Annotated in this window: 18 protein-coding genes; 12 read left to right on the top strand and 6 right to left on the bottom strand. The window is 72.2% G+C overall.

Annotated features, from left to right (window positions below; translation table 11 throughout):
- Positions 1-131: 131 nt before the first annotated feature.
- Positions 132-881 carry an SDR family NAD(P)-dependent oxidoreductase gene (locus tag VGD70_RS06990; RefSeq protein WP_331079298.1) on the bottom strand — a complete coding sequence of 250 codons (750 nt, stop codon included), beginning with the start codon at positions 879-881 and terminating at the stop codon, positions 132-134.
- 86 nt (positions 882-967) lie between these two features.
- Between VGD70_RS06990 and VGD70_RS06985 the strand changes: the two genes are divergently transcribed.
- The gene (locus tag VGD70_RS06985; RefSeq protein WP_414637904.1) at positions 968-1291 is read left to right on the top strand and encodes a DUF427 domain-containing protein; all 324 of its coding nucleotides are present in this window, start codon (positions 968-970) and stop codon (positions 1289-1291) included.
- On the opposite strand, the gene VGD70_RS06980 is transcribed toward VGD70_RS06985, so the two are convergent.
- Complete coding sequence (locus VGD70_RS06980; protein ID WP_331079294.1) at positions 1278-1757, bottom strand: DNA polymerase ligase N-terminal domain-containing protein; 480 nt, start codon at positions 1755-1757, stop codon at positions 1278-1280. The genes VGD70_RS06985 and VGD70_RS06980 overlap by 14 nt on opposite strands.
- 245 nt (positions 1758-2002) lie before the next feature.
- Here VGD70_RS06980 and VGD70_RS06975 point away from each other — a divergent pair, with 245 nt between their 5' ends.
- The 3 genes from VGD70_RS06975 to VGD70_RS06965 all read left to right on the top strand — a co-directional run bounded on the left by VGD70_RS06975 (position 2003) and on the right by VGD70_RS06965 (position 5995).
- Complete coding sequence (locus VGD70_RS06975; protein ID WP_331079292.1) at positions 2003-3349, top strand: serine/threonine-protein kinase; 1347 nt, start codon at positions 2003-2005, stop codon at positions 3347-3349.
- 128 nt (positions 3350-3477) lie between these two features.
- Positions 3478-5670 (top strand): hypothetical protein, encoded by a 2193-nt coding sequence (locus VGD70_RS06970; RefSeq protein ID WP_331079290.1) that lies wholly within the window; start codon positions 3478-3480, stop codon positions 5668-5670.
- A gap of 193 nt (positions 5671-5863) precedes the next feature.
- Positions 5864-5995: a hypothetical protein gene (locus tag VGD70_RS06965; RefSeq protein WP_331079288.1), complete on the top strand. Its 132-nt coding sequence runs from the start codon at positions 5864-5866 to the stop codon at positions 5993-5995.
- Here VGD70_RS06965 and add read toward each other — a convergent pair.
- A complete protein-coding gene (gene add, locus VGD70_RS06960) occupies positions 5992-7014 on the bottom strand; it encodes an adenosine deaminase (protein ID WP_331079287.1) in 1023 nt (340 codons plus the stop codon). The genes VGD70_RS06965 and add overlap by 4 nt on opposite strands.
- Before the next feature lie 258 nt (positions 7015-7272).
- Here add and VGD70_RS06955 point away from each other — a divergent pair, with 258 nt between their 5' ends.
- The 5 genes from VGD70_RS06955 to VGD70_RS06935 all read left to right on the top strand — a co-directional run bounded on the left by VGD70_RS06955 (position 7273) and on the right by VGD70_RS06935 (position 13920).
- The gene (locus tag VGD70_RS06955; RefSeq protein WP_331079285.1) at positions 7273-8244 is read left to right on the top strand and encodes an SDR family NAD(P)-dependent oxidoreductase; all 972 of its coding nucleotides are present in this window, start codon (positions 7273-7275) and stop codon (positions 8242-8244) included.
- 16 nt (positions 8245-8260) lie between these two features.
- Entirely contained in the window at positions 8261-9379 is a 1119-nt protein-coding gene (locus VGD70_RS06950; RefSeq protein WP_331079283.1) for a glycosyltransferase, read from the top strand.
- A 5-nt stretch (positions 9380-9384) separates the two neighbouring features.
- Positions 9385-10335, top strand: coding sequence for an LLM class F420-dependent oxidoreductase (locus VGD70_RS06945; RefSeq protein ID WP_331079281.1), 951 nt, complete (start codon positions 9385-9387; stop codon positions 10333-10335).
- A gap of 117 nt (positions 10336-10452) precedes the next feature.
- Positions 10453-12588 (top strand): glycoside hydrolase family 15 protein, encoded by a 2136-nt coding sequence (locus tag VGD70_RS06940; RefSeq protein ID WP_414637905.1) that lies wholly within the window; start codon positions 10453-10455, stop codon positions 12586-12588.
- 261 nt (positions 12589-12849) lie between these two features.
- Positions 12850-13920, top strand: a complete 1071-nt coding sequence (locus VGD70_RS06935; protein ID WP_331079277.1) for a S1 family peptidase — start codon at positions 12850-12852, stop codon at positions 13918-13920.
- Positions 13921-13992: 72 nt separating this feature from the next.
- On the opposite strand, the gene VGD70_RS06930 is transcribed toward VGD70_RS06935, so the two are convergent.
- Complete coding sequence (locus VGD70_RS06930; protein WP_331079275.1) at positions 13993-15279, bottom strand: hypothetical protein; 1287 nt, start codon at positions 15277-15279, stop codon at positions 13993-13995.
- A gap of 112 nt (positions 15280-15391) precedes the next feature.
- Between VGD70_RS06930 and VGD70_RS06925 the strand changes: the two genes are divergently transcribed.
- Positions 15392-16600 carry an MFS transporter gene (locus VGD70_RS06925; RefSeq protein ID WP_331079273.1) on the top strand — a complete coding sequence of 403 codons (1209 nt, stop codon included), beginning with the start codon at positions 15392-15394 and terminating at the stop codon, positions 16598-16600.
- On the opposite strand, the gene VGD70_RS06920 is transcribed toward VGD70_RS06925, so the two are convergent.
- On the bottom strand, positions 16533-18533 hold the full coding sequence (locus tag VGD70_RS06920) for a translation factor GTPase family protein (protein WP_331079271.1): 2001 nt from the start codon (positions 18531-18533) through the stop codon (positions 16533-16535). The two genes, VGD70_RS06925 and VGD70_RS06920, sit on opposite strands and share 68 nt — an antisense overlap.
- Before the next feature lie 133 nt (positions 18534-18666).
- On the bottom strand, positions 18667-20052 hold the full coding sequence (locus VGD70_RS06915) for a glutamate decarboxylase (RefSeq protein ID WP_331079269.1): 1386 nt from the start codon (positions 20050-20052) through the stop codon (positions 18667-18669).
- Positions 20053-20312: 260 nt separating this feature from the next.
- On the opposite strand from VGD70_RS06915, the gene VGD70_RS06910 reads away from it, so the two are divergent.
- Positions 20313-20858, top strand: a complete 546-nt coding sequence (locus VGD70_RS06910; protein ID WP_331079267.1) for a sigma-70 family RNA polymerase sigma factor — start codon at positions 20313-20315, stop codon at positions 20856-20858.
- Entirely contained in the window at positions 20855-21544 is a 690-nt protein-coding gene (locus VGD70_RS06905) for an anti-sigma factor (RefSeq protein ID WP_331079265.1), read from the top strand. Before VGD70_RS06910 ends, VGD70_RS06905 begins: the two co-directional genes overlap by 4 nt.
- Positions 21545-21944: the final 400 nt, after the last annotated feature.

Here is a 21944-nt window from a genome sequence, read left to right as displayed (position 1 = left end):
TTCGCCGGGACGCAACGCACACTTTTAATCCCGGGGAGGCGGACTAGTGACGACACCCAACCACCATCCACCCCGACACCCGCACCATCCGCCGGAACGCAACGCACACTGTTAAATCCCGGGGAGGCGGACTAGAGGCCGGGCAGCAGGCCACCGTCCACCGGGATCATCGCGCCGGTCACGTAGCTCGCGGCCGGGGACAGCACGAACGCGGCGACCCGGCCGAACTCGGCCGGCTCGCCCGCGCGGCCCAACGGGATCGCGGCCAGCGCCGCGGCCCGGGCCTCCGGGGTGGACTGCGCCTGGAGGTAGGTCAGCCGGTCGGTCGCGATCCGGCCCGGCAGCAGGCCGTTGACCCTGATGCCGCGGTGGCCCAGCTCGTTGGCGAGCGACTTGGCGACCATCGCCAGTCCCGGCCGCAGCCCGTTGGAGACACCGAGCTCGGCGATCGGCACGTGCACCGACGTCGACAGCACGAACGCGATCGAACCACCGGCCCGCAGCTCGGCCGCGACCTCCCGGGCCAGCCGGACCGCGCCGAGGAACACCGACTCGAAGGCGTCGCGCCACTGCTCGTCCGGCACCGACATCGCCGAGCCGGCCGGCGGGCCGCCGACGCTCACGAGCAGGCCGTCCACCCGGCCGAACCGCTCCCGCGCCCGGTCGAGCAGCAGCCGCGGGGTCGCCGGGTCGGCGTTGTCGCAGGCCACCCCGTCCGCCCGAGGACCCAGGCCGACCACCGCCTCGTCCACGGGACCCTTGTGCCGCCCGGAGATCACGACCCGCGCCCCCTCGGCCACGAGCGCCGTCGCGGTGGCCAGGCCCAACCCCTTGCTGCCACCGGTCACCAGGAAAACGCGATCCCGCAGATCCAGATCCATCCTTCGTCCATTCCGTCGAGCCGGCTTCGCCGACCACGCTAGTGTCCCGTGAGATAAAGATTCCCGGCCCCGACCACCCCATCACCGTGGAGAAGAACCCCGAGCGGGTCACGGTCCGGGTCGGTGGGCAGGTCGTCGCCGACACCACGTCCGCGCTGGTGCTGCAGGAGTCCAACTATCCGCCGGTGCAGTACATCCCGCTGGCCGATGTCGACCAGTCGCTGCTCACGGCCACCGACACCAGCACGTACTGCCCCTTCAAGGGCGACGCGTCCTACTACAGCCTCAGCACGCCCGACGGCGAGCTCACCGACGTCATCTGGACCTACCGCACGCCGTACGAGGCCGTCGCGCCCATCGCCGAGCACGTCGCCTTGTACGCCAACAAGGTCGAGATCACGGTCGGCTGAGCTCGTCGTTGGTCAGGCCGGACTTCACCGACCGGGGGTGATCCTCGGGGTTCCAGCCGCGTTCGGCGTGGGCGTCGTTCTTGTGGATCAGGAGCCACTGCCCGCGCCCGCGCTGGTCGATGTCCCTGCGGATGAGCACGAACCGGCCGGCCAGCTTCTCGCCGTGCAGGTCGAAGTGGAGCTCGCCGTCGGCCACCGCCCGGGCCGGGTCGGTGGTGCCGGCGGGCTCCCACGTGCCCCAGTCCCACACGATCACGTCGCCCGCGCCGTACCGCGCGCCCGGGATCACGCCCTCGAAGTCGTAGTGGCCGAGGTCGTGATCGTCGACGTGCACCGCGAGCAGGCGCACGCCGGGGTCGAGCGTGGGTCCCTTCGGGACGGCCCAGCTCACGAGGACGCCGTCCAGCTCCAGCCGCAGGTCGTAGTGGAGCCTGCGGGCCCGGTGCCGCTGCACGACGAACCGCATGCCCACAGGGATACCACTCTTTGACCTTGCTGGTCGTCCGCGACATCGCCGCCCGCAACCCGCTGCCCGGCCGGCCCGGGTAGCGGGTACATCACCACCGGCCGCGCGGCCGGCACGGCGCGATCAACTCGGCCCACCTTCGGGGGTGGCCCGCACGCCGAAGTGCGGGTACCGCTGACCGGTCGGCAGCGCGTAGTCCCCACGCCATCCGGTTTCCGGCCGCGCCGCGCTAGCGTTTGGGCACGATGGAACCGGGTGACCTGATCGCCGGACGCTACCGCCTCGAGTCGCACGTCGGCCGCGGCGCGATGGGGATCGTCTGGCTGGCCCGGGACGAGCGGCTCGACCGGCCGGTCGCGGTGAAGCAGCTGGTGCTCGACGGTTCCACCACGGACGAGAAGGCCGGCGAGGCCACCGCCCGCGCCATGCGGGAGGCCCGGATCGCCGGCCGGCTGCGCCATCCCAACGCGATCGCGGTGCACGACGTGGTCGAGCACGACGGCCGGCCGTGCCTGGTCCTGGAGTACCTGCGGTCCGAGAGCCTCGCCGCGGTGCTCGCCGCCCGCGGTGGCCTGCCGCCGCGGGAGGTCGCCGGCATCGGCGCGCAGGTCGCCGCCGCGCTCGCCGAGGCGCACGCGGCGGGCATCGTGCACCGCGACGTCAAGCCGGACAACGTGCTGATCACCGCGGACGGCACGGCGAAGATCACCGACTTCGGCATCTCCCGGGCCACCGGCGACGGCACGGTCACCGCGGCCGGCATCATCGCCGGCACACCGGCCTACCTCGCCCCGGAGGTCGCCGGCGGCGCGGCCGCGGACTCCCGCTCGGACGTGTTCTCCCTCGGCGCCACGCTCTACGCCGCGCTCGAGGGCACGCCGCCGTTCGGGGTCGACGAGAACCCGATCGCGCTGCTGCACCGGGTCGCGGCCGGCGAGCCCGCGCCGCCGCGCCGGGCCGGCCCGCTGACCGGGACCCTGCGGTGGCTGCTGCGCCGCGACCCCGGCGAGCGGCCCACCATGCGTGCCGCGCACGAGGTGCTCGCCGCCGCGGCCGACGGCCGGCCGGTGCCCGAGCCCGAGCCGCAGCCACGGACGCCGACGCCGACCCTGATGCTGCCCACCCGCCGGCGCTGGTCCCCGCGCACGGTCGTCGCGGGAGTAGCGGCCGCGGCGCTGGTGGCCGCCGGTGTCGTGCTCGGCCTGCTGATCAACGAGCCGGCGTCGACCGGCACGCCCGCCACCACCTCGGCCCCACCGGCCACCGGGACTCCCCCGCCCGTACCGCCCGCCTGCTCGGCCCGGTTCGAGGTCGTCAACTCCTGGCAGGCCGGCTACGAGGCGAAGGTGACGGTGCGGAACGACGGCGACGCGACGCTCACCGGATGGACGCTGACCTGGACCGCACCGGCCGGGCACGAGATCAAGAACCTGTGGGGCGGCACCGTCGAGCAGGACGGCGAAACGGTCACTGTGCGCAACGCCGATTGGAACGTGACAGTGCCCGTCAAGGGGACGATCTCGGTCGGTCTCACCGTGGACGCTCCGGAGGGTGACCGACCCTCGCCAAAGGTCCGCTGCCAGGAGAAATAAGTCCCCTGACAGGTGAAACATCTTCCCGGCTCAAATCGAAACGCTCAGGTACGGGACAAAGTACACCAAGAGCGTCACATCGTGGGCCAATCCTCACGATGTGGCGCGTTCTGAGCGAAAGGTATTTCATGCGACGTAGCCGATTAGCTTCGGCCGCAGCCGCGGTACTCCTCGTTCCCCTGCTGCAGGTACTTCCGGCATCCACGGTCAGCGCTGCGCCGACCGCTGCCCCTCCGGCCGCTCCGGCCAGTGACGTCCGAGAGCTGACCCGCAAGGACTTCACGCTCGACGGCAAGAAGGTCGAGACGCCGACGAGCTACCAGCCGAGCGCGAAGACGCAGAAGGGGGCGAGCGCGGCCGCGGTCACTCCGCCGGTCGGAACCGTCCGCTCGTGGCTGGGGCTGGACGACGCCCAAGGCCGCCTCTACCGCAAGGACTACACCCTTCGCGGAGTCGGCGACAAGATCGAGGTGTGGGTGGCGAACGACACCGCCTTCCCCGCGGGTGACTGCCGCAGGCAGATCGCCTCGTCGACCGAGATCACCGACGCACAGGTCAACGGGCTCATCACCGAGTTCGACACCAACATGTACCCGAAGGAGACGGCGACGTTCTCGACGCCTCCTGACCGGGACGGCTCCAGCGCGCGGATCACCGGTGACTACACCGGCGAGGGTGACAACACCGTCGCGCTGATCGACAACGTCCGGGACGCCAACTACTACACGTTCCCGGCGGCGCCGACCTACATCGCGGGCTTCTTCTCCTCGCAGTTCAACGAGCTGCTGGACCGCAACGTGATGACCGTCGACGCGTTCGACTGGCTGCACCGGACCGGGGTCAACCCGCCCGATGAGCCCACCGCCGACCTGTGCACCAGCCGCCAAGCGCGCCCGCGCCTCTATGAGGGCACGTTCGCGCACGAGTGGCAGCACCTCCTGCACTACTACACCGATCCGTTCGAGGGCACCTGGATCAACGAGGGTCTGTCCGACTTCGCCCAGACCCTCACCGGCTACGTCGACGCCAAGGCGACGGTGTTCGACCGGGGCGCGGACAGCCACATCTACTGCTTCCAGGGCTTCGGCCCGGTGCAGACGCCGTTCAACGTGAACCCGCGGGACTGCGGAGGTCCGGAGAACTCCCTCAACCTGTGGGGCGAGGGCGATCCGGGCGAGGTGCTGTCCGACTACGGCAACGCCTACCAGCTGATGCTGTTCCTGTACGACCGCTACGGCGCGGACTTCATGTCCCGGCTGCACCGGGACGGCACCCGCCAAGGGTTCGCCAGCCTGGCCGCCGAGCTGGAGACCGTGGGCGTGCACGACGTGTACTCCGTGCTCCACGACTTCCAGTCGATGACCTTGCTGGACAAGATCGTCGGCGAGTCGCGGCGCGGGATCATGCTGGGCGTGCCCAAGAGCCGGGTGACCTCGCCGAGCGTGCGCTCCACGGTCAACCTGGCCAACCCGGATGCCAACGACAACCCGGGAGCCGCCCCGAACGGCGCCGACTACGTCCAGCTGCAAGGGGCGAACGGTCAGGCGTTGCGCGGGCGCGACCTCCGGTCGTTGAGCTTCCAGGGCGCCACGACGCTGCCGTCGCTGCCGCTGCAGTGGACGGTCGTGTCGGACGACGCGGACCGGCCGGGCAACCCGGTCCTGTGGTCGGGCAACCGGAACAACCTCAACGCCACGGCCGTCACCTCGGTCGCCGTGCCGACCACCGACCCGACGCTGCGCTTCCTCGCGAAGTACGGCGCCGAGTTCGGGTTCGACTACGGCTACGTGGTGGTGTCCACCGACGGCGGGGCGACCTACAAGCCGATCGCCGGTGACAAGACGATCGACGCGCCGGGTGGCCCGGGCCTCAACGGCACGACGAGCGGGTTCGAGCCGCACACGTTCGACCTGACGGCGTACGCGGGGCAGACCGTTCTGCTCGGCTTCCAGTACATCAGCGACGGCGGGGTCAACGAAGGCGGCTTCAAGGTCGACGACGTCACCGTCGGCGGGACGCAGGTCAGCGACGGGTCCAGCCTGGACTCGTTCGACTCGCCGACCGAGATCCGGCCGACCCCGGTGAACAACTGGAACGTCAAGCTCGTCGGTTACGACGAGCAGAACCAGATCGGCCTGCAGGCCGAGTTCAACGGGAAGTCGTCGGTGCGGCTCAGCACGCTGCAGATGTTGCTGTTCGCGCTGTTCCCGAAGGTGGTCGCGGTCGTCACGTACGACGAGCCGACCGAGCTGGTCCAGCAGTACGCGCCGTACACGCTCACCGTGAACGGCGTCGTGCAGCCGGGTGGGGGCGGGGCCTGATCCCCACGCTCGCCTGAGTCCCCGGAGACCCGGGATGCGCCGGTGGCGGCCGGCGCATCCCGGGTCTCCGCTTTTCCCGACTTTCTACTGTTGAGACACGATCGGTTCCGTCCGCTACACCAACTTCTACACGTCCCTGGACGAGCTGGTCCGCCCGGTCGCGAACGCGTCCCTGCGCGACGGCGCGACCAATGTGCTGATCCAGTCCCAGTGCCCGTTCCGCGCGGTGGCCCACGTAGGGCTGGCGTTGGACGGCACGGTGTACGACGGCGTCCACGACGCGCTGCTGGGCCAGCCGATCCGGCTGAACTGCTGGGCCGCCTAGCTGGTCCCGGTCAGCTCGTCGAGCTTGTCGAGCTTGTCGAGGAACGCTCGCCGGACCGCGGGCGGCGCCCACGAGGCCTCGATCGCGTTGCGCTGCAAGCGGACCAGCTGCGCGCGGTCGAGGTCGAGCTCCCGCCGCACGGTGAGCAGGTTGTCGGTGACGTAGGCGGTGAAGTAGGCCGGGTCGTCGGAGTTCACGGTGACCCGGACACCCGCGTCCAGCAGCCGCTTCAGCTCGGCGGCCTTGGTGCCGTCGGTGACGAAGCGGTTGGAGACGGGGCAGACCGTGAGACCGAGCCCGCGCCGCTTGACCTCCGCGACGAGCGCCGGGTCCTCGAGGATGTTGACCCCGTGGTCGATCCGGTCGACGCCGATGTCCTCCAGGCACTGCCGGATGTGCTCGACGGAGTTCTCCTGGTCGACGTCGCAGTGCATGGTGAGGAGGTAGCCCTCGGCCCGCGCCCGGGCGAACACGGCGGCGAACTTCGCGGGCGGGTTGCCCCGCTCGTCGGAGTCGAGGCCGACGCCGGTGATCCAGTCCTTGTAGGGCAGCGACTCCAGCAGGGTCGCCATCGCGTACTCGGCCTGGAAGTCCCGCAGGAAGCACATGATCAGCTGCGAGTGCAGCCCGAGCACCCGCCACGCGTCGAGCTGCGCGCGGCGCAGCCCCCTGATCACGGTGGCGAACTCGACGCCCCGGGAGGTATGGCCCTGCGGGTCGAAGAAGATCTCCGCGTGCTCGACTCCCTCGGCGGCGGCCCTCTCGAAGTAGGCGTAGGCGAGCTCGTAGAAGTCCGGCTCGGTGACGAGCACGGACATGCCCTGGTAGTAGCCGACCAGGAACGAGGTGAGGTCGTGGAAGTCGTAGGCGGCGCGGGCCTCCTCGACGGTCCGGTACGGCAGCTCGACGCCGTTGCGCTCCGCGAGACGGAACTTCAGCTCCGGCTCGAGCGTGCCCTCGATGTGGAGGTGCAGTTCGCACTTGGGCATGGAACGGACGAACTCCTCGAGGTCAACCATGGCGGCGAGCCTAGCGACGTGTGCTGGACGGGTGCGGGACGTGTGCGGGCGTGTGTGCAGCACGGCGGCCATGCTCGAGGGCATGGGCAGTGCACCGGCCCGAGCAGCCTGAACCTCAGGTCGCCCACCCACATCCGACGACGGTGTGCGCCGTACGGCTCCATCCTGGCCGCGGTCCGGACGAGCGGGACCGGGCCCCCTGAATGGGTGCTGGCAGGACTTGCGCTGGAGCGCACTCCAAGTCATAGCGTCGATGGCATGACCACTCCACAGCACAAGATCGGCTCCGGTTTCGGGGCCACCAGCACCGCCGCCGACGTCCTCGCCGGCATCGACCTCACGGGCAAGCTCGCGCTCGTCACCGGCGGCTACTCCGGCATCGGGCTCGAGACCACCCGCGCGCTCAGCGCGGCCGGCGCGCACGTCGTCGTCCCGGCCCGGCGGCGCGCCACCGCCGAGGAGGCGCTGGCCGGCCTCGGCGAGGCCGGAGTCGAGGCCGGAGTCGAGATCGACGAGCTGGACCTCGCCGACCTCGACAGCGTCCGCGCGTTCGCCGAGCGCTTCCTCGCCTCCGGCCGCCGCATCGACCTCCTGATCAACAGCGCGGGCATCATGGCCGCGCCCGAGACCCGCGTCGGCCCCGGCTGGGAGGCGCAGTTCGCCACCAACCACCTCGGCCACTTCGCCCTGGTCAACCGGCTCTGGCCGGCCGTCAGCCCCGGCGCCCGGGTCGTCTCCGTCTCCTCCCGCGGCCACCACTTCTCCGGCATCCGCTGGGACGACGTCGACTTCGCGCGCGGCTACGACAAGTGGCTGGCGTACGGCCAGGCCAAGACCGCCAACGTCCTGTTCGCCGTCCACCTCGACGCGCTCGCCCGGGAGCGGCCCGGCGTCCGCGCCTTCTCCCTGCACCCGGGCCGCATCGCGACCAACCTCGCGCGGTACCTGACCCAGCGGGAGATGATCGACGCCGGCTTCATGGACGACGACGGCAACATCATCGGCGACGTCAAGAACCCCGAGCAGGGCGCCGCCACCCAGACCTGGGCCGCCACCTCGCCCCAGCTCGCCGGCATGGGCGGGGTCTACCTCGAGGACTGCGACATCGCCGAGCCCACGCCCGCCGACGGCACCCGGGTCGGCGTCCGCGACTACGCCGTCGACCCCGCGCAGGCCGCGCGCCTGTGGACCCTGTCCGCCGAGCTGACCGGGGTCGACGCCTTCGCCTGAGGGCTACGGTCGACGCGTGCGCATCCTCTTCTCCTCGACGTCCGGCGCCGGGCACTTCGGGCCGCTCGTGCCGTTCGTCCGGTCGTGCCTGCGCGGCGGGCACGACGTGCTCGTGGCCGGGCCGGCCTCGCTCGAGGGGAGCGTCACGCCGACCGGCGCGGGGTTCTGGCCGTTCGGCGACCCGCCGCCGGAGGACATGGCCACGGCGTTCGGCCGGCTCCAGACGATGTCCCACGACGAGGCCAACGCCTGGGTCGTCAGCGAGGTCTTCGCCCGGCTGGACGCGACCGCCGCCGTCCCGCAGCTTCGCGAGGCGATGACGGCGTGGCGGCCGGACGTCGTGGTCCGCGAGTCGGCGGAGTTCGGCGCGGCGGTCGCGGCCGAGCTGCACGACGTTCCGCACGCACGGGTCGGCATCGGGCTCGGCGTGGTGGAGCACCTGTTCATGGGGATCGCGGGCGCCAACATCGACGCGCTGCGCCACTCCCACGGCCTGGCCGGCGGGCACCGGCTGGCCGAGGCGCCCTACCTCACGATGTTCCCGGCCGGGCTCGAGGACCCGGCGGTGGCCGACCCACCGCGGACGCTGCGCTTCCGCGACCCGTCCTGGGCCGTGTTCACCGCCGCACCCGAGCCCGCGCGGCCGTTCGTGTACGTGACGTTCGGCAGCGTCGCGGGCGGGATGCCCCACCTCGCGGCCGTCTACGCGGCGGCGCTGGAGGCGGTCGCGGACCTCGACGCCGACGTGCTGCTGACGGTCGGCCGGGCCACCGACCCGGCGACGCTCGGCACCCCGCCACCGCACGTGCGCGTCGAGCCCTGGGTCGACCAGCTCGAGGTCCTCGGCCGCGCGAGCGCCGTCGTCTGCCACGGTGGCGGCGGCTCGACGCTCGGTGCGCTGGCCGCGGGCGTGCCGCTGGTCGTCGTGCCGCTCTTCGCGGAGGACCAGCACATCAACGCCCGCCAGGTGGCCGCGGTCGGCGCCGGCCTGCACACCCCGGCCGACGCGGACGCGATCCGCGCCGCGCTGCACACGATCCTCGGCGAGGAGAGCTACCGGGCCACCGCCCGCGGGCTGGCCGCGCAGATCGCCGCGCACCACAGCACGGACGACGTCCTGGCCGCACTACGGTGATCCGGATGAAGCTCAGCGTGGTCGCCGCGTCCAGGGAGGACGACCAGCCGCCGTTGGAGGCGCTGCGGGTGGCCACCCTCGCCGACCGCCTCGGCTACGGCGAGGTGTGGCTGGGCGAGGGGCCGACGTGGGACTCCTTCGTCCTGGCCACCGCGGTCGCCGACGTCACCAGCCGGATCGCGCTCACGGCCGGGCCGATCCCGGTGTCCGTGCGGGACCCGCTCACCGTCGTCCGCGGGGCGGCCGGGGTCGAGGCGGTCACCGGCCGCCCGTGCGGCGTCGCGCTCGGCACGTCCAGCACCCGGGTGGTCGAGGGCGTGCACGGCCGGTCGCGGGCCAGGCCGGTCACCGACCTGCGCTCGTGCGCGGCGGCCGTCGTCGCGCACCGGGCCGGCGAGTGGTTCGGTGCGACGGACACGCACGGCTTCCGGCCGCGGCTCCCGCCGGCCCTGTGCCCGCTGACGGTCGCGGCCTTCGGCGACAAGGCCATCGCGATCGCCGCGGAGTACGCCGACCGGATGCTGCTGGACCTCGTGTCGGTCGACCAGGTCCGCACCCTGCGCGCGAAGCTCGACGCGGCCGCCGCCCGCCTCGGCCGTCCCGCGCCGACGCTGGCCGCGTGGCTACCGGCCGCGATCGATCCCGACGAGGCGTCGTCGACCCAGCTGCTGCGCAGCGTCATCGGGTACTTCCCGGTGCGCGGCTACCGCGAGGTGTTCGTCGAGGCCGGGTTCGGCGCGGCCGTCGAGCTCGCCGACGCCGGGGCCGGGCCGGAGGAACTCCTTGCCGCGCTGCCGAAGGAGGCCGCCGGGACGATCGGGCTGGTCGGCGACCTCGGGTCGGTGCGGGCGCGGATCGCCGAGTACGCCGACGCGGGCCTCGACGAGATCGGCCTCGTGCCGGCCACCGCGGGTGACCCGGGCGCCGAGCGGACCCTCACCGCGCTCTGCCCTTAGTCCTCCGCCCCTAGTCCTCAGTGGACTGTCGTGCTCGTCGTGCGGCGGCCGGCCGGATCGGGCACGTTGGTACCGACAGAGTCGTCCTCGGGAAAGGGAACCGCCGTGCGTCGAACAGTGCTGTTGGGAACGTTATCGGCCGTCGTGGCGACGATGACCGCCGCGGTGCCGGCGAGCGCCGGTGGTGATGCGCCGGGCGGGCCCGGCGCGCCGGCGGTCTACCAGCCGGCGGACAAACAGGCGTTCGGCACCGCGCGCAGCGGCGCGGACAGCCCGGTGTGGTTCACGCTGGGCGGCGGGCGGATGACCGAGGTGTTCTACCCGGACCTGAGCACGCCCGCGACGCGGGAGCTGCAGCTGGTGGTCACCGACGGGACGAGCTTCACCGAGCGCGTCACCGGCCGCACCGAGCCGGTGTCCGACCTGACGTTCCGGCAGGTGGCGCGCGGTACCGGGTGGTCGGCGACGCTGACGTACGTGACCGACCCGAGCCGGGCGAGCGTGCTCGTCGACGTGGACCTGAAGGCCCACCGGCCGCTGCAGGCCTACGTCGTGTACGACCCGGCGCTGTCGCGCGAGGGCAACGACGACAGCGCCCGCTCGGGTTCGACGCTCGTGGCCTCGGACGCCGCCGCGGCGAGCGCCCTGGTCGCCGGCCGCGGGTTCGCCGCGACCTCGTCGGGCTACCTGGGGACGAGCGACGGCTGGACCGACCTGGCCGACCACCGGATGGACTGGACGTACGGCAAGGCCGGCCCGGGCAACGTCGTGCAGACGGGGAAGCTGCGCGTGGACGGCACCCGGCAGCGGCACGACACGCTGGTCCTGGGCTTCGGCCGGCACGCGGACGAGGCGGCGCGCACGGCGAGCCGGTCGCTGGCCGCGGGGTTCCGCGCGGTGGCCCGCGAGTACGCGCAGGGCTGGCAGGGCTACGCCGCCGGACTGCGGCGGCCGCCGTCGAGCGTGCGGACGGCGCAGGAGCGGGCCGTCTACCGCAGCTCGGTGCTGGTGCTGGCGGCCAGTGAGGACAAGCGGCATCCCGGCGCGTACATCGCCGCACCCGGCTTCCCGTGGGCGTTCGGCACCGACCGCCAGATCGCGCCGGAGTTCGGCTCGTACGCCCTGGTCTGGCCGCGTGACCTCTACCAGATCGCGACGGGCCTGCTCGCGGCCGGCGACCGGCGGGGGGCCGACCGCGCGCTGGACTTCATGATCGGCGTGCAGCAGCAGCCGGACGGCCACCTCGCCCAGAACACCCGGGTGACCGGCGAGCCGTACTGGACGAGCGTCCAGCTGGACGAGACCGCGGCGCCGATGCTGCTCGCGTGGCTGCTCGGCCGCACCGACAAGTCCACACTGGACGGTCTGCGCCGGGCGGCGGAGTTCATGGTGACGTACGAGAAGGACGGCAACAAGGCGCCGTGGACCGAGCAGGAGCGGTGGGAGAACCAGAGCGGCTACTCCCCCGGCACGATCGCCGCGGAGGTCTCCGGGCTGGTGTGCCTGGCCGACCTGCTGACCCGCGCGGGTGACACCGCGGGTGCCCGGCACTATCTGTCCATTGCCGACACCTGGGCGTCCAAAGTAGAGCAATGGACGGTCACGAGCACCGGTCCGCTGTCGGCCAAGCCCTACTACCTGCGCCTGACCAAGGACGGCAACCCGAACGCCGGCACCACCTACAACCTCGGCGACAACAACCCGGGCGAGGTGGACCAGCGCACGGTGGTCGACCCGAGCTTCCTCGAGCTGGTACGCCTCGGCGTTCGCCCGGCCGACGACCCGGCGATCGTGAGCTCGCTGGCGGTGGTGGACCGGGTGCTGGGTGACCGGACCCCAGCGGGCGTGCTGTGGCACCGCTTCACGAGCGACGGCTACGGCGAGCAGGCCACCGGCGGGCCGTGGAACGTGATCTGGCCGACCCCCGAGCCGACCCGCACGTACGGCCGCCTGTGGCCGATCTTCGCCGGCGAACGCGGCGAGTACGACCTGCTGGCGGGCAACCCGGCCGCAGCGGGCAGCCGCCTGCGGACGATGTCCGAGACCGCCAACGAGGGCCTGATGCTGCCCGAGCAGGTCTGGGACAACCGCCCACCGGCCCCCGCCGGCGCCACCCCGGGCACCGGCACCACCTCGGCGACGCCGCTCGCGTGGACCCACGCCCAGTACGTCCGGCTGGCCTGGTCCCTCGAGCAGGGCCACCCGGTCGAGCGCCCGGCGGTGGTCGCCTGCCGGTACACCGGCGACTGCTGAGTCACTCCTTTGTGGACCGTTGGGCCGACTGACCGGGCGCGTTACGGCAGTCGGCCCACGACGTTCGGCGCAATGACGCTCCGCACTCTTCCATCTGCGTGCGGATGACCCTTCTGGGCGCTGGCGCCGAGCCGCGTCGGTTCCTAACGTCATCTGAGTGAGGTGAGAAGTTTCCTCACATTTGCCGCCTGGCGGCTTGGCGGAGGGTAGCGCCTGTCGGGGTTCCGGGCGGCGACGCCAAGAGAAAGGTGATCCCTGCTCATGACACTCTCCCGAAGCGGAGCCTTGGTCGCGCTGGCGGCCGCGGCGACGCTCGTCCCCCTGAGTACCTCCACCGCGCAGGCCTTACCGGCCGGCTACAGCGAGCCCGTCGCGCGGGCTGCCGCGGCCACGTTGGGCGGTGGGGCCGACGCCATGGCGCGGCTCGCCGCGCAGCCCGGGCTCGTCGACAAGGGCGAGCGGCTCGTGGCGCAGGCCGGTGACAGCTCGGCCGGCATGTGGCTCGACCACGGCACGCTCGTGGTCAACGTGGTGTCCCAGAAGGCCGCGGACGGGGTCCGCGCGGCCGGGGCGACCGCCGAGATCGTGCGGCACAGCATGACGGAGCTGGCGTCGGTCCGGGACGCGGTCGCGGCGACGCTGCCGGCGGACACCGCTGCGGGCATCGACGTTCGGGCCAACCAGGTCGTGGTCCAGATCGGCGACTCCGCCAAGGCCGGGGCACTCACCGCGAAGGCCGCCGAGTTCGGCGACACCGTCCGCGTCGAGCACCTCGACGGCTCCTTCGACACGACGATCTCCGGCGGCGACGCCATCACCGGCAGCGGCAGCCGGTGCTCGCTCGGCTTCAGCACCACCGGGAACACCGGCATCACCGCGGGCCACTGCACCTCCGCGATCCCCTCGTGGTCCGACGCCAACGGCGCGTACTACGGCCCGTCCGTCGGCGCCAGCTTCCCCGGCAACGACTACGGCCTCATCCGCAACGACGGCGGCCTGCCCCAGCCTGACAACGTCAACCTCTACAACGGCGGCTACCAGGACATCACCGGCGCCGCGGACCCGTACCAGGGCCTGTCGGTGTGCAAGAGCGGCAGCACCACCGGCCTCACCTGCGGCACGGTGACCGCCACCGGCCTGACGATCTGCTACGCGCAGGGCTGCGTCAGCAACATGGCGCAGAGCGACGCGTACGTCCAGCCGGGCGACAGCGGCGGCTCCTGGTTCTCCGGCTCCACCGCGGTCGGCATCACCTCCGGCATGGGCGGCGGCTACAGCTACTTCCAGCCGGTCGTGCCAGGCCTGAACATGTTCGGCGTCTGGGTCTTCTGACCTCGTCGCACCAGGAGTGAAGCTGTCGGACCGCCCGGCCGCGCCTTCATCCGGGCGGTCCGACAGCGGGTCTCAGCCGACGGCGACCGATCCGTCGGCCTGGCGCACGCACGACACCGTCCGGCTCGCGGTCGTCGCGGCGCCCGTCAGGCAGCGGCCCAGCACCTGGTAGCCGGACGCGTTCGGGTGCCAGGACTCCTGGCACGTCTGGAAGTACGTGACGCAGGCGTTGGCGATCCGCTGGATGGCGATCTTGTCCTTACCGTCCAAACTGGTCACCGGCACACCCGTCGGCCCGTCCTGCAGGCGGATCGGCGTCGCCAGCGCGTTGGCCGGGCTGCCGTCCTGCTCGCACAGCCGCGCGCCGTCGAACGCGCCCTGCACGTTCAGGTACACCAGGTCCGCACCCGGGAACTCGGCCGACAGCGCCGAATGCGTCGACTGCACGAGCCGGCCGAGACCCTGGGAGAACAGGTGACCGGCCGCGAGGCTCGCCCGGTGCGCCGGGCAGCCCGCCGCGTACCGCTCGGCGCCGAGGGCGCGGAACTTGTCCCGGTCGTCGGCCCGGCCGTCCTCCTCGTGGTAGCGCTGGGCGTAGTCCTGCGGCAGCGGGTTCGTGTAGTCCTGGAACACGATCCGGTGCTGCCCGTCCGCGTCCACCTGGTCCAAAGTAGACAGCAGCTGGCGCAGGGCCGCGGTCGTCTCCGCGGTGGCCGACGCCAGCTCGGCATCCGTTGCCAGGTCGGAGATATTGCACGGCTCCTGCGGCACGTCGCCGCCCAGGTAGGCCCAGAACTCCCACCAGCCGGTCCACGCGTCGGCGATGAACCGGTTGGCGCACACCGACGCCGCGTCGCCGAAGGTGAACGAGCTGTTGTTCGAGCCGAGGCCCACGAGCACGAGGTCGATGTCGTGGGTCTGGGCCACCGCGCGCAGCTGGTCGAGCTGCGCGGGCACGGTCCGGCCCTTGTCCCTGCTGGCCGAGGCGTTCGCGATGTCGTGCGGCTGGCCGCCCGAGCAGGCGAGGTTGAACCGGTCCTGGATGCCCGCGAGGTCGGCCTGGAACAGCGACGCGTTCGGCGAGCGGTGGCAGAAGTAGGCGTTGTCGTTAGGCGCGGACCAGCCCGGGAAGCCTTGGGACACCCCGTTGACGTCGGTGACGGCGGCGTAGCTCCCGCCACCCTCACCGCTGATGAAGCTGTCGCCGAGGGCGACGGCGGCGGTGGGCAGAGCGGCGGCGGCCGGGCCGGACGGCGCGGCGCCGGCGGACAGCACGCCGGCGGAGGTCAGGGTGACGGCGACCGCCGCCGCCACCAGTGAACGTCGGAGCAGGGTCACCACGGCCTCCCGAATGGCCACGAGATGAACGTGAATAAGTTTCGGAACGATGACACCACCCTGTCCACCGGCCGTCAAGATCAGCGGTAAACCATTTGCGATCCGAACCGCCGACCAGCGAGGCTCTCGCCTCGTGCCTGCCGAAGTCCCGCGCCGGGTGATCGTGCTCCTGGCCATCGCCTGCGGTGTGGCCGTCGGCAACATCTACTTCCCCCAGGCGGTCAGCCCGCTGATCGCGGCCGGCCTGCGGGTGAGCCCCGACGACGCCGCGCTCGTGGTGACCGCGGTGCAGCTCGGTTACGCGGCGGGCATCTTCCTGCTCGTGCCGCTCGGCGACCGGTTCCCGCACCGGCCGCTGATCGCCACGCTGCTCGGCGCCGCGGGCCTGTGCCTGCTCGCCGCCGGGTCCGCGCCCGGCCTCCCGCCGCTGGTCGGCGCGAGCGTCCTCGTCGGCCTCACCACCGTCGTCGCGCCGATCGTCGTGCCGATGGCCGCCGGGCTGGTCGGCGAGGACCGCCGCGGCGCGGTCACCGGCACGCTTCTCGCGGGCTCGATCGGCGGCATGCTGCTGTCCCGCGCGCTCGGCGGCGCCGCCGGCGAGTGGCTGGGCTGGCGCGCGCCCTACCTCACCGCCGCGGCGGTGGCCATGGTCATCGCGACCGTGCTGGCGTTCACCCTGCCGGCGACCACCCCGCCGTCGCGCCAGCGCTACCCGGCGCTGCTGGCCGAGACGCTGCGGCTGCTGCGCGACGAGCCGGAGCTGCGCCGGTCGAGCTTCTACCAGGCGACGATCTTCGCCGCGTTCACCGCGGTCTGGACCGCGGTCGCGCTCCTGCTCACCGGACCGGTCTACGGCCTCGGCGGGCAGGCGGTCGGCGCGCTCGCGTTCGTCAACGCGGCCACCATGATCGCCACGCCGATCGCCGGCCGGCAGATCGACCGCCGCGGCCCGGATCCGGTGAACCTCGTCTGCATGCTCGGCGTCCTCGGCTCTGCCGCCGTCCTCGCGTTCGGCGGGCTCGGCGGCGCGGCCGGGCTCACCGCGCTGGTCGTGGGCACGCTGCTGCTCGACGTCGCGATGCAGTCGGGCATGGTGGCGAACCAGGTGCGGATCTTCGCGCTGCGCCCGGAGGTCCGCAGCCGGCTCAACACCGCCTATATGACGTGCGCGTTCCTCGGCGGGAGCGCGGGTTCCTGGCTCGGAACCCGCGCCCACACCGTGTTCGGCTGGCCTGGCGTGTGCGTGCTGGTGGCCGCGCTCAGCGTGCTCGCCCTCACGCGTCACCTGTTCCGCGCCCGGGCACTCGCCGCAGTACCCGCAGTAGGTACTCCCGCCGGTTGAGCGGGTTGAGATCGGTCCGCGACCGGCTCGGGACCGTGCCGGTCACCGGCTGGTGGTGGTCGAACGCGCTCTCCAGCACGCCCTCGCCCCGGGTCAGCGCCGGCAGCTGCTGCTGGAGCTCGTGCACCGCGGCCGCCGGGAGGTCGCCCTCCAGCACGTAGGCCGCGCCGCGCACCGACGGCGTGTGCGGCACCGCCCGCAGCCGGCCCAGCGCCGGGAGCACCGCGCCGAGCGTGTCGGCCGGGACCTCCAGCCGGAACCGGTGCATCGGCTCCTCGACCCGGGTCCCGGCCCGGCGCAGCGCGTCCGTCAGGACGAGTGGCGTCAGGTTGCGGAAGTCCCCGGCGGTGCTCGACATGCTCTTGTCGAACGTGCCGTGCGCGTGGCTCTGCCGGGCCCAGTAGCCGGCGTGCGTCATCGTGACCACGGCGTCGGGAATCTCCCAGCCGTGGAGCCCCTGCCGCAGCGTCTCGGTGACGGTCTCCTCGACCGCCTTGAAGAACGCGTACGGCATCGACCCGAGCTCGACGCCGAGCCGGAACGCCACGCCGCTGCCGACCGGGGCCGGCTCGACGCGCAGGCCCACCGTGGCGAGGAACGGGTTGGGCTCCTTGTCGATCACCTCGACCGCCTCGCCGACGCCGACCGGGCGCTCGAGGCAGATCGTGGTCGTCTCGCGGAAGGTGACGTCGAGGCCGAACTCGTCGGCGAGCGTCGCCTGGATGACCTCCTTCTGCACCTCGCCGTAGAGCGACACGCCGATCTCCTGCCGGATCTCGTCCTGGCGCAGGTTGATCAGCGGGTCCTGCTCGGCGAGCTGGGCGAGCGCCACGTGCAGCACGCCCTTGTCGGCCGCGCGCACCGGGACCACGATCGTCTCCAGCGTCGGCGGGGCGAAGTAGTGCTCCCCCGCCGCCCGCGGGACGCCGATCGCGTCGCCGATCCGCACGTCGCCCAGACCCCACAGCAGCCCGATCCGCCCCGCGCCGACCGACGGGCCGCGCACGGCCGCGCCCTGGTCGAACACGCTGATCGCGGTGACCTTGGCCTCCTGGCCGCGGAGCTCGAGGCGGTCGCGGGTGCGGACGGTGCCGGAGAACATCCGCACATAGGCGATCTTCTCCCCCGCCGGCCCGCGGTCCACCTTGAACACCGTGCCGGACACCGGTCCGTCCACATCGGACTCGTCGGTGGGCAGCAGCTCGGTGATGCCCGCGATGAGCGGGTCCACACCGGCCCCGGTGATGGCCGAGCCGAAGTAGACCGGGTGCACGAGCGCCTGCTGGGCCTGTGCGGCCAGCTCCTTGCGGAGTGCCTCGTAGGACACCGTCTCGTCGTCCAGGTACGCGGCCAGGAACGCATCACTGCGCTCGGCGAGCAGCTCGCCGAGCCCGGCGGTGAACGTGCCGTCGGCCGCGGTGAACGGCGTGGCGCGGGCGTCGCGGGTGCCGAGCCGGTCGGCCGTCCCCATCGCGACGATCGCCGGCGCCAGCTTCTCCCGGACGGCATCCAGCACGTCGTCCTGCCGCGCGCCGGCCCGGTCGATCTTGTTGACGAAGATCAGCGTGGGGATCCGCAGCCGCCGCAGGGTGCGCATCAGCACGCGGGTCTGCGCCTGCACGCCCTCGACCGCGGAGATCACCAGGACGGCGCCGTCGAGCACGCTCAGGACCCGCTCCACCTCGGCGATGAAGTCCGGGTGGCCGGGGGTGTCGATGAGGTTGACGGTGACCCCGTCGACGACGAACGACACGACAGCGGACTTGATGGTGATGCCGCGGCGGCGTTCGAGGGCGAGGGAGTCGGTCTGCGTGCTGCCGGCGTCGACGCTGCCGATCTGGTCGATGGCGCCGGCCGCGTAGAGCAGCCGTTCGGTCAGGCTTGTCTTTCCGGCGTCAACATGGGCGAGAATGCCCAGGTTCAACGTACTCATGGAAGGTGCGGTCCTCGAGGTAGGCGTCGGTTGCCACTGGGGTGGACCGGAACGCCCCTCGCATCGCACACTCCTCGGTTGACTGCCTCTGCTCTCCCAGCACAGCACACGGTGCTGGCGGCGGCAACCGAATTTACCTGGCGGCGCCGTGGCTGAAGGACGCCGCCTCGTCGCCGCGGACCGGCGCGGCCTGTTCCCGCAGCCGCGGCAGGCACGCGGTGAGGTCGTCGAACATCAGGTCGGCGAGGTCGTGGGTGAACCCGGTGCGGACGACGACGCGGAGCACGCTGAGGTCCTCGCGGTCGGCCGGGAACGGGTAGGCGGGCACGAGCCAGCCGCGCTCGCGCATCGCCGCGGAGACGTCGAAGACCGAGAAGGGCTCGCCCTCGGACACGGTGAACGCGAAGACGGGGAGCTCGCTGCCGTCGGTCAGCAGCCGGAACGGGCCGAGCTTCGCGACGCGCTCGGCGAGGGTCGTGGCGACCTCGCGGCTATAGGACTGGACGCGCTGGAAGCCGGCGAACCCCAGGCGCAGGAACAGGTAGTACTGGGCGGCGACCTGCGCGCCGGGCCGGGAGAAGTTGAGCGCGAAGGTCGGCATCTGGCCGCCGAGGTAGTTGACGTCGAACACGAGGTCGGCGGGCAGCGCGGCGGCGTCGCGCCAGACCACCCAGCCGACGCCCGGGTAGACCAGGCCGTACTTGTGGCCGGAGGTGTTGATCGAGCAGACCCGGTCGAGGCGGAAGTCCCAGACGAGGTCGGGGTCGCAGAAGGGGGCGATCATGGCGCCGGACGCGCCGTCGACGTGGACCGGGACGTCCCAGCCCTTCTCCTCCTGCAACCGGTCCAGCGCCGCGCAGATCTCGGCGACCGGCTCGTAGCTGCCGTCGAACGTCGACCCCAGGATGGCGACGACGCCGATGGTGTTCTCGTCGCAGTGCTGCGTCACCTCGTCGGCGGTGAGGTGGAAGCGGTCGCCGGACATCGGGACGAGGCGGGCGTCGACGTCCCAGTAGTTGGCGAACTTCTCCCAGCAGACCTGGACGTTGATGCCCATGACGATGTTGGGCCTGCCGGGCAGGTTCCGCCGCTGCCACCGGCGTTTCATGGCGAGGCCCGCGAGCATGCAGGCCTCGCTGGAGCCGGTGGTGGAGCAGCCGGTCGGCGGGTCCGCCTCGGGCGCGTGCCAGAGCGTGGCGAGCATGTGGACGCAGCGCTGCTCGAGCTCGGCCGTGCGCGGGTACTCGTCCTTGTCGATCATGTTCTTGTCGACGCACTCGGCCATCAGCGTGCGGGCCTGCGGCTCCATCCACGTGGTGACGAACGTGGCGAGGTTGAGCCGCGGGTTGCCGTCGAGCATGAGCTCGTCGTGCACGACCTGGTAGGCGGTGTCCGGATCGAGCTCGCCGGCGGGCATCCGGTGCCGCGGGATCTCCACCGGCTCCCGCGTGACGATCGGGTTGACCGCCAGGTCCCTCCGACCGCGCCGACGATGATCGCTGGGCTTGGCGAGCGGCATACCGACCTCCGGGGTTGGGCTCAACCCAGCCTCGCACCGCCGAGGCGGAACCGCAGGGCGATATCGGTAGGCGGCAATGAAGACGCCTCACCGGCAGGTCACCCACCGCGCACAGTGAACCGCCCGGGCCGGCCGCTCGTGTGGTGATTGTGACCGTGTCCCTGTCCAGTACCCTGCTCGTCGACCGAGGCCCAACCTGGCTCGCCCGGGCGGTCGTCGTGCAACCGCGAAAACCAACCTCCGGGCAGGTGATGGCAGGCGTGGCGATCCCAGGCAGGAAGTCGCGGCGAGCGCGGCGGGTGCCCGGCGAGGAGCTGATCCGCTCCCTCTACGAGGAGCACGGGCGCAGCCTGCTGGCCTACGCCGTCCGGCTCACCGGCGACCGCGCCGCCGCCGAGGACGTCGTGCAGGAGACCCTGCTGCGCGCCTGGAAGCACGCCGACGACCTGGAGCACGGCACGGGCTCGGTGCGGGGCTGGCTGCTCACGGTGGCCCGCAACCTCATCACCGACCGCGCCAGAGCCCGGGCGGTCCGCCCCACCGAGGTCAACCAGCAGGTGGACGTGCCGACGCCGCAACGTGACCACGCGGACGACGTCGTCGACACGATCACCGTGCTCGGCGCGCTCGACCGGCTCTCCCCCGAGCACCGCTCGGTGCTGGTGGAGCTGTACTACCGGGGGCACACGGTCAACGAGACGGCGGCCGCGCTGCGGATCGCGCCCGGTACCGTGAAATCGAGGACTTATCACGCCGTCCGCGCCCTGCGGGCGGCGCTGGGCGGGCCGCGGGGAGGTGCGCGATGAGCCCGGTGGAGCACGACGGCGCCCAGCTCGCCGCGTACGCGCTCGGCGCGCTCGACCCCGCCGAGCAGCACGCCGTGCACGCACACGTGGCCGGCTGCGCCGACTGCCAGCGCGAGGTCCAGGAGATCGCGAGCCTGCGGGCGGCGCTCGACGAGGTGCCGCCGGAGGCGTTCCTGAACGGCCCGCCGGCTGACGACATGCTGCTGCAGAAGACCTTGCGCCGCGCCAGGGCGCAGGCCCAGCCCGCGGTCCGCCGCCGCTCGCCGCTGGTCGTCGTGGCGGCCGCGGTCGCCGTCGCGATCGCACTGGGCGGCGGCATCCTCATCGGCCGCCAGTCCGTGCCCAACGACGTGGCAGGCCCGGCCACCACGCTGCCCCCCGACGCCCGCACCGCACAGGTCACCGACCCCCACACCGGCGCGACGATGGCCGTCACGCTCATCCCGAAGGCCGGCTGGGTCGCGGTGCACGCGGACGTGCGCGGCATCCCCGCCGGCCTCAAGTGCGAGCTGCGCGTGGTGCCCCGCAACGGGGAACCGCTGCTCGCGGGCAGCTGGCTGGCGTCCCCGTCCGGTGCGAAGAAGGGCACCACGCTGGACGGCACCGCACTCGTCGACCCCGCCGACGTCAAGGCGGTCGAGGTGGTGACCACCAGCGGCGACACGATGGTCTCGGTCCCCCTCTGACCGGCCGGCTAACCGCCTCCCCGGGATTAACAGTGTGCGTTGCGTCCCGGCGAATGGTGCGGGTGTCGAGGTGGATGGTGGCTGGGTGCCGTCACTAGTCCGCCTCCCCGGGATTCAAAGTGTGCGTTGCGTCCCGGCGAATAGTGCGGGTATCGAGGTGGATGGTGGCTGGGTGCCGTCACGGTCCCCTGAGGTTCCGATGGTCGGCGCAGTCGGCGCAGTCGGCGCAAGACTTCACCCGATGATCTACGAGACAGGCCTTAGACCAGCTGCTTCTTGATCAGGTTCGGGTGCCGGTCCTGGAAGGACAGCAGCGCGGTCAGCGCGCGGGCACCCACCCACGACACCGGCTCCACCGGGAACCGGCGCTCCTTCCGGTTGACGAACAGCAGGTTCGAGT

The sequence above is a fragment of the Actinophytocola sp. genome, assembly GCF_036402745.1.
Lineage (GTDB): Bacteria > Actinomycetota > Actinomycetes > Mycobacteriales > Pseudonocardiaceae > Actinophytocola.
This window is presented reverse-complemented; position numbering and strand designations above follow the sequence as displayed.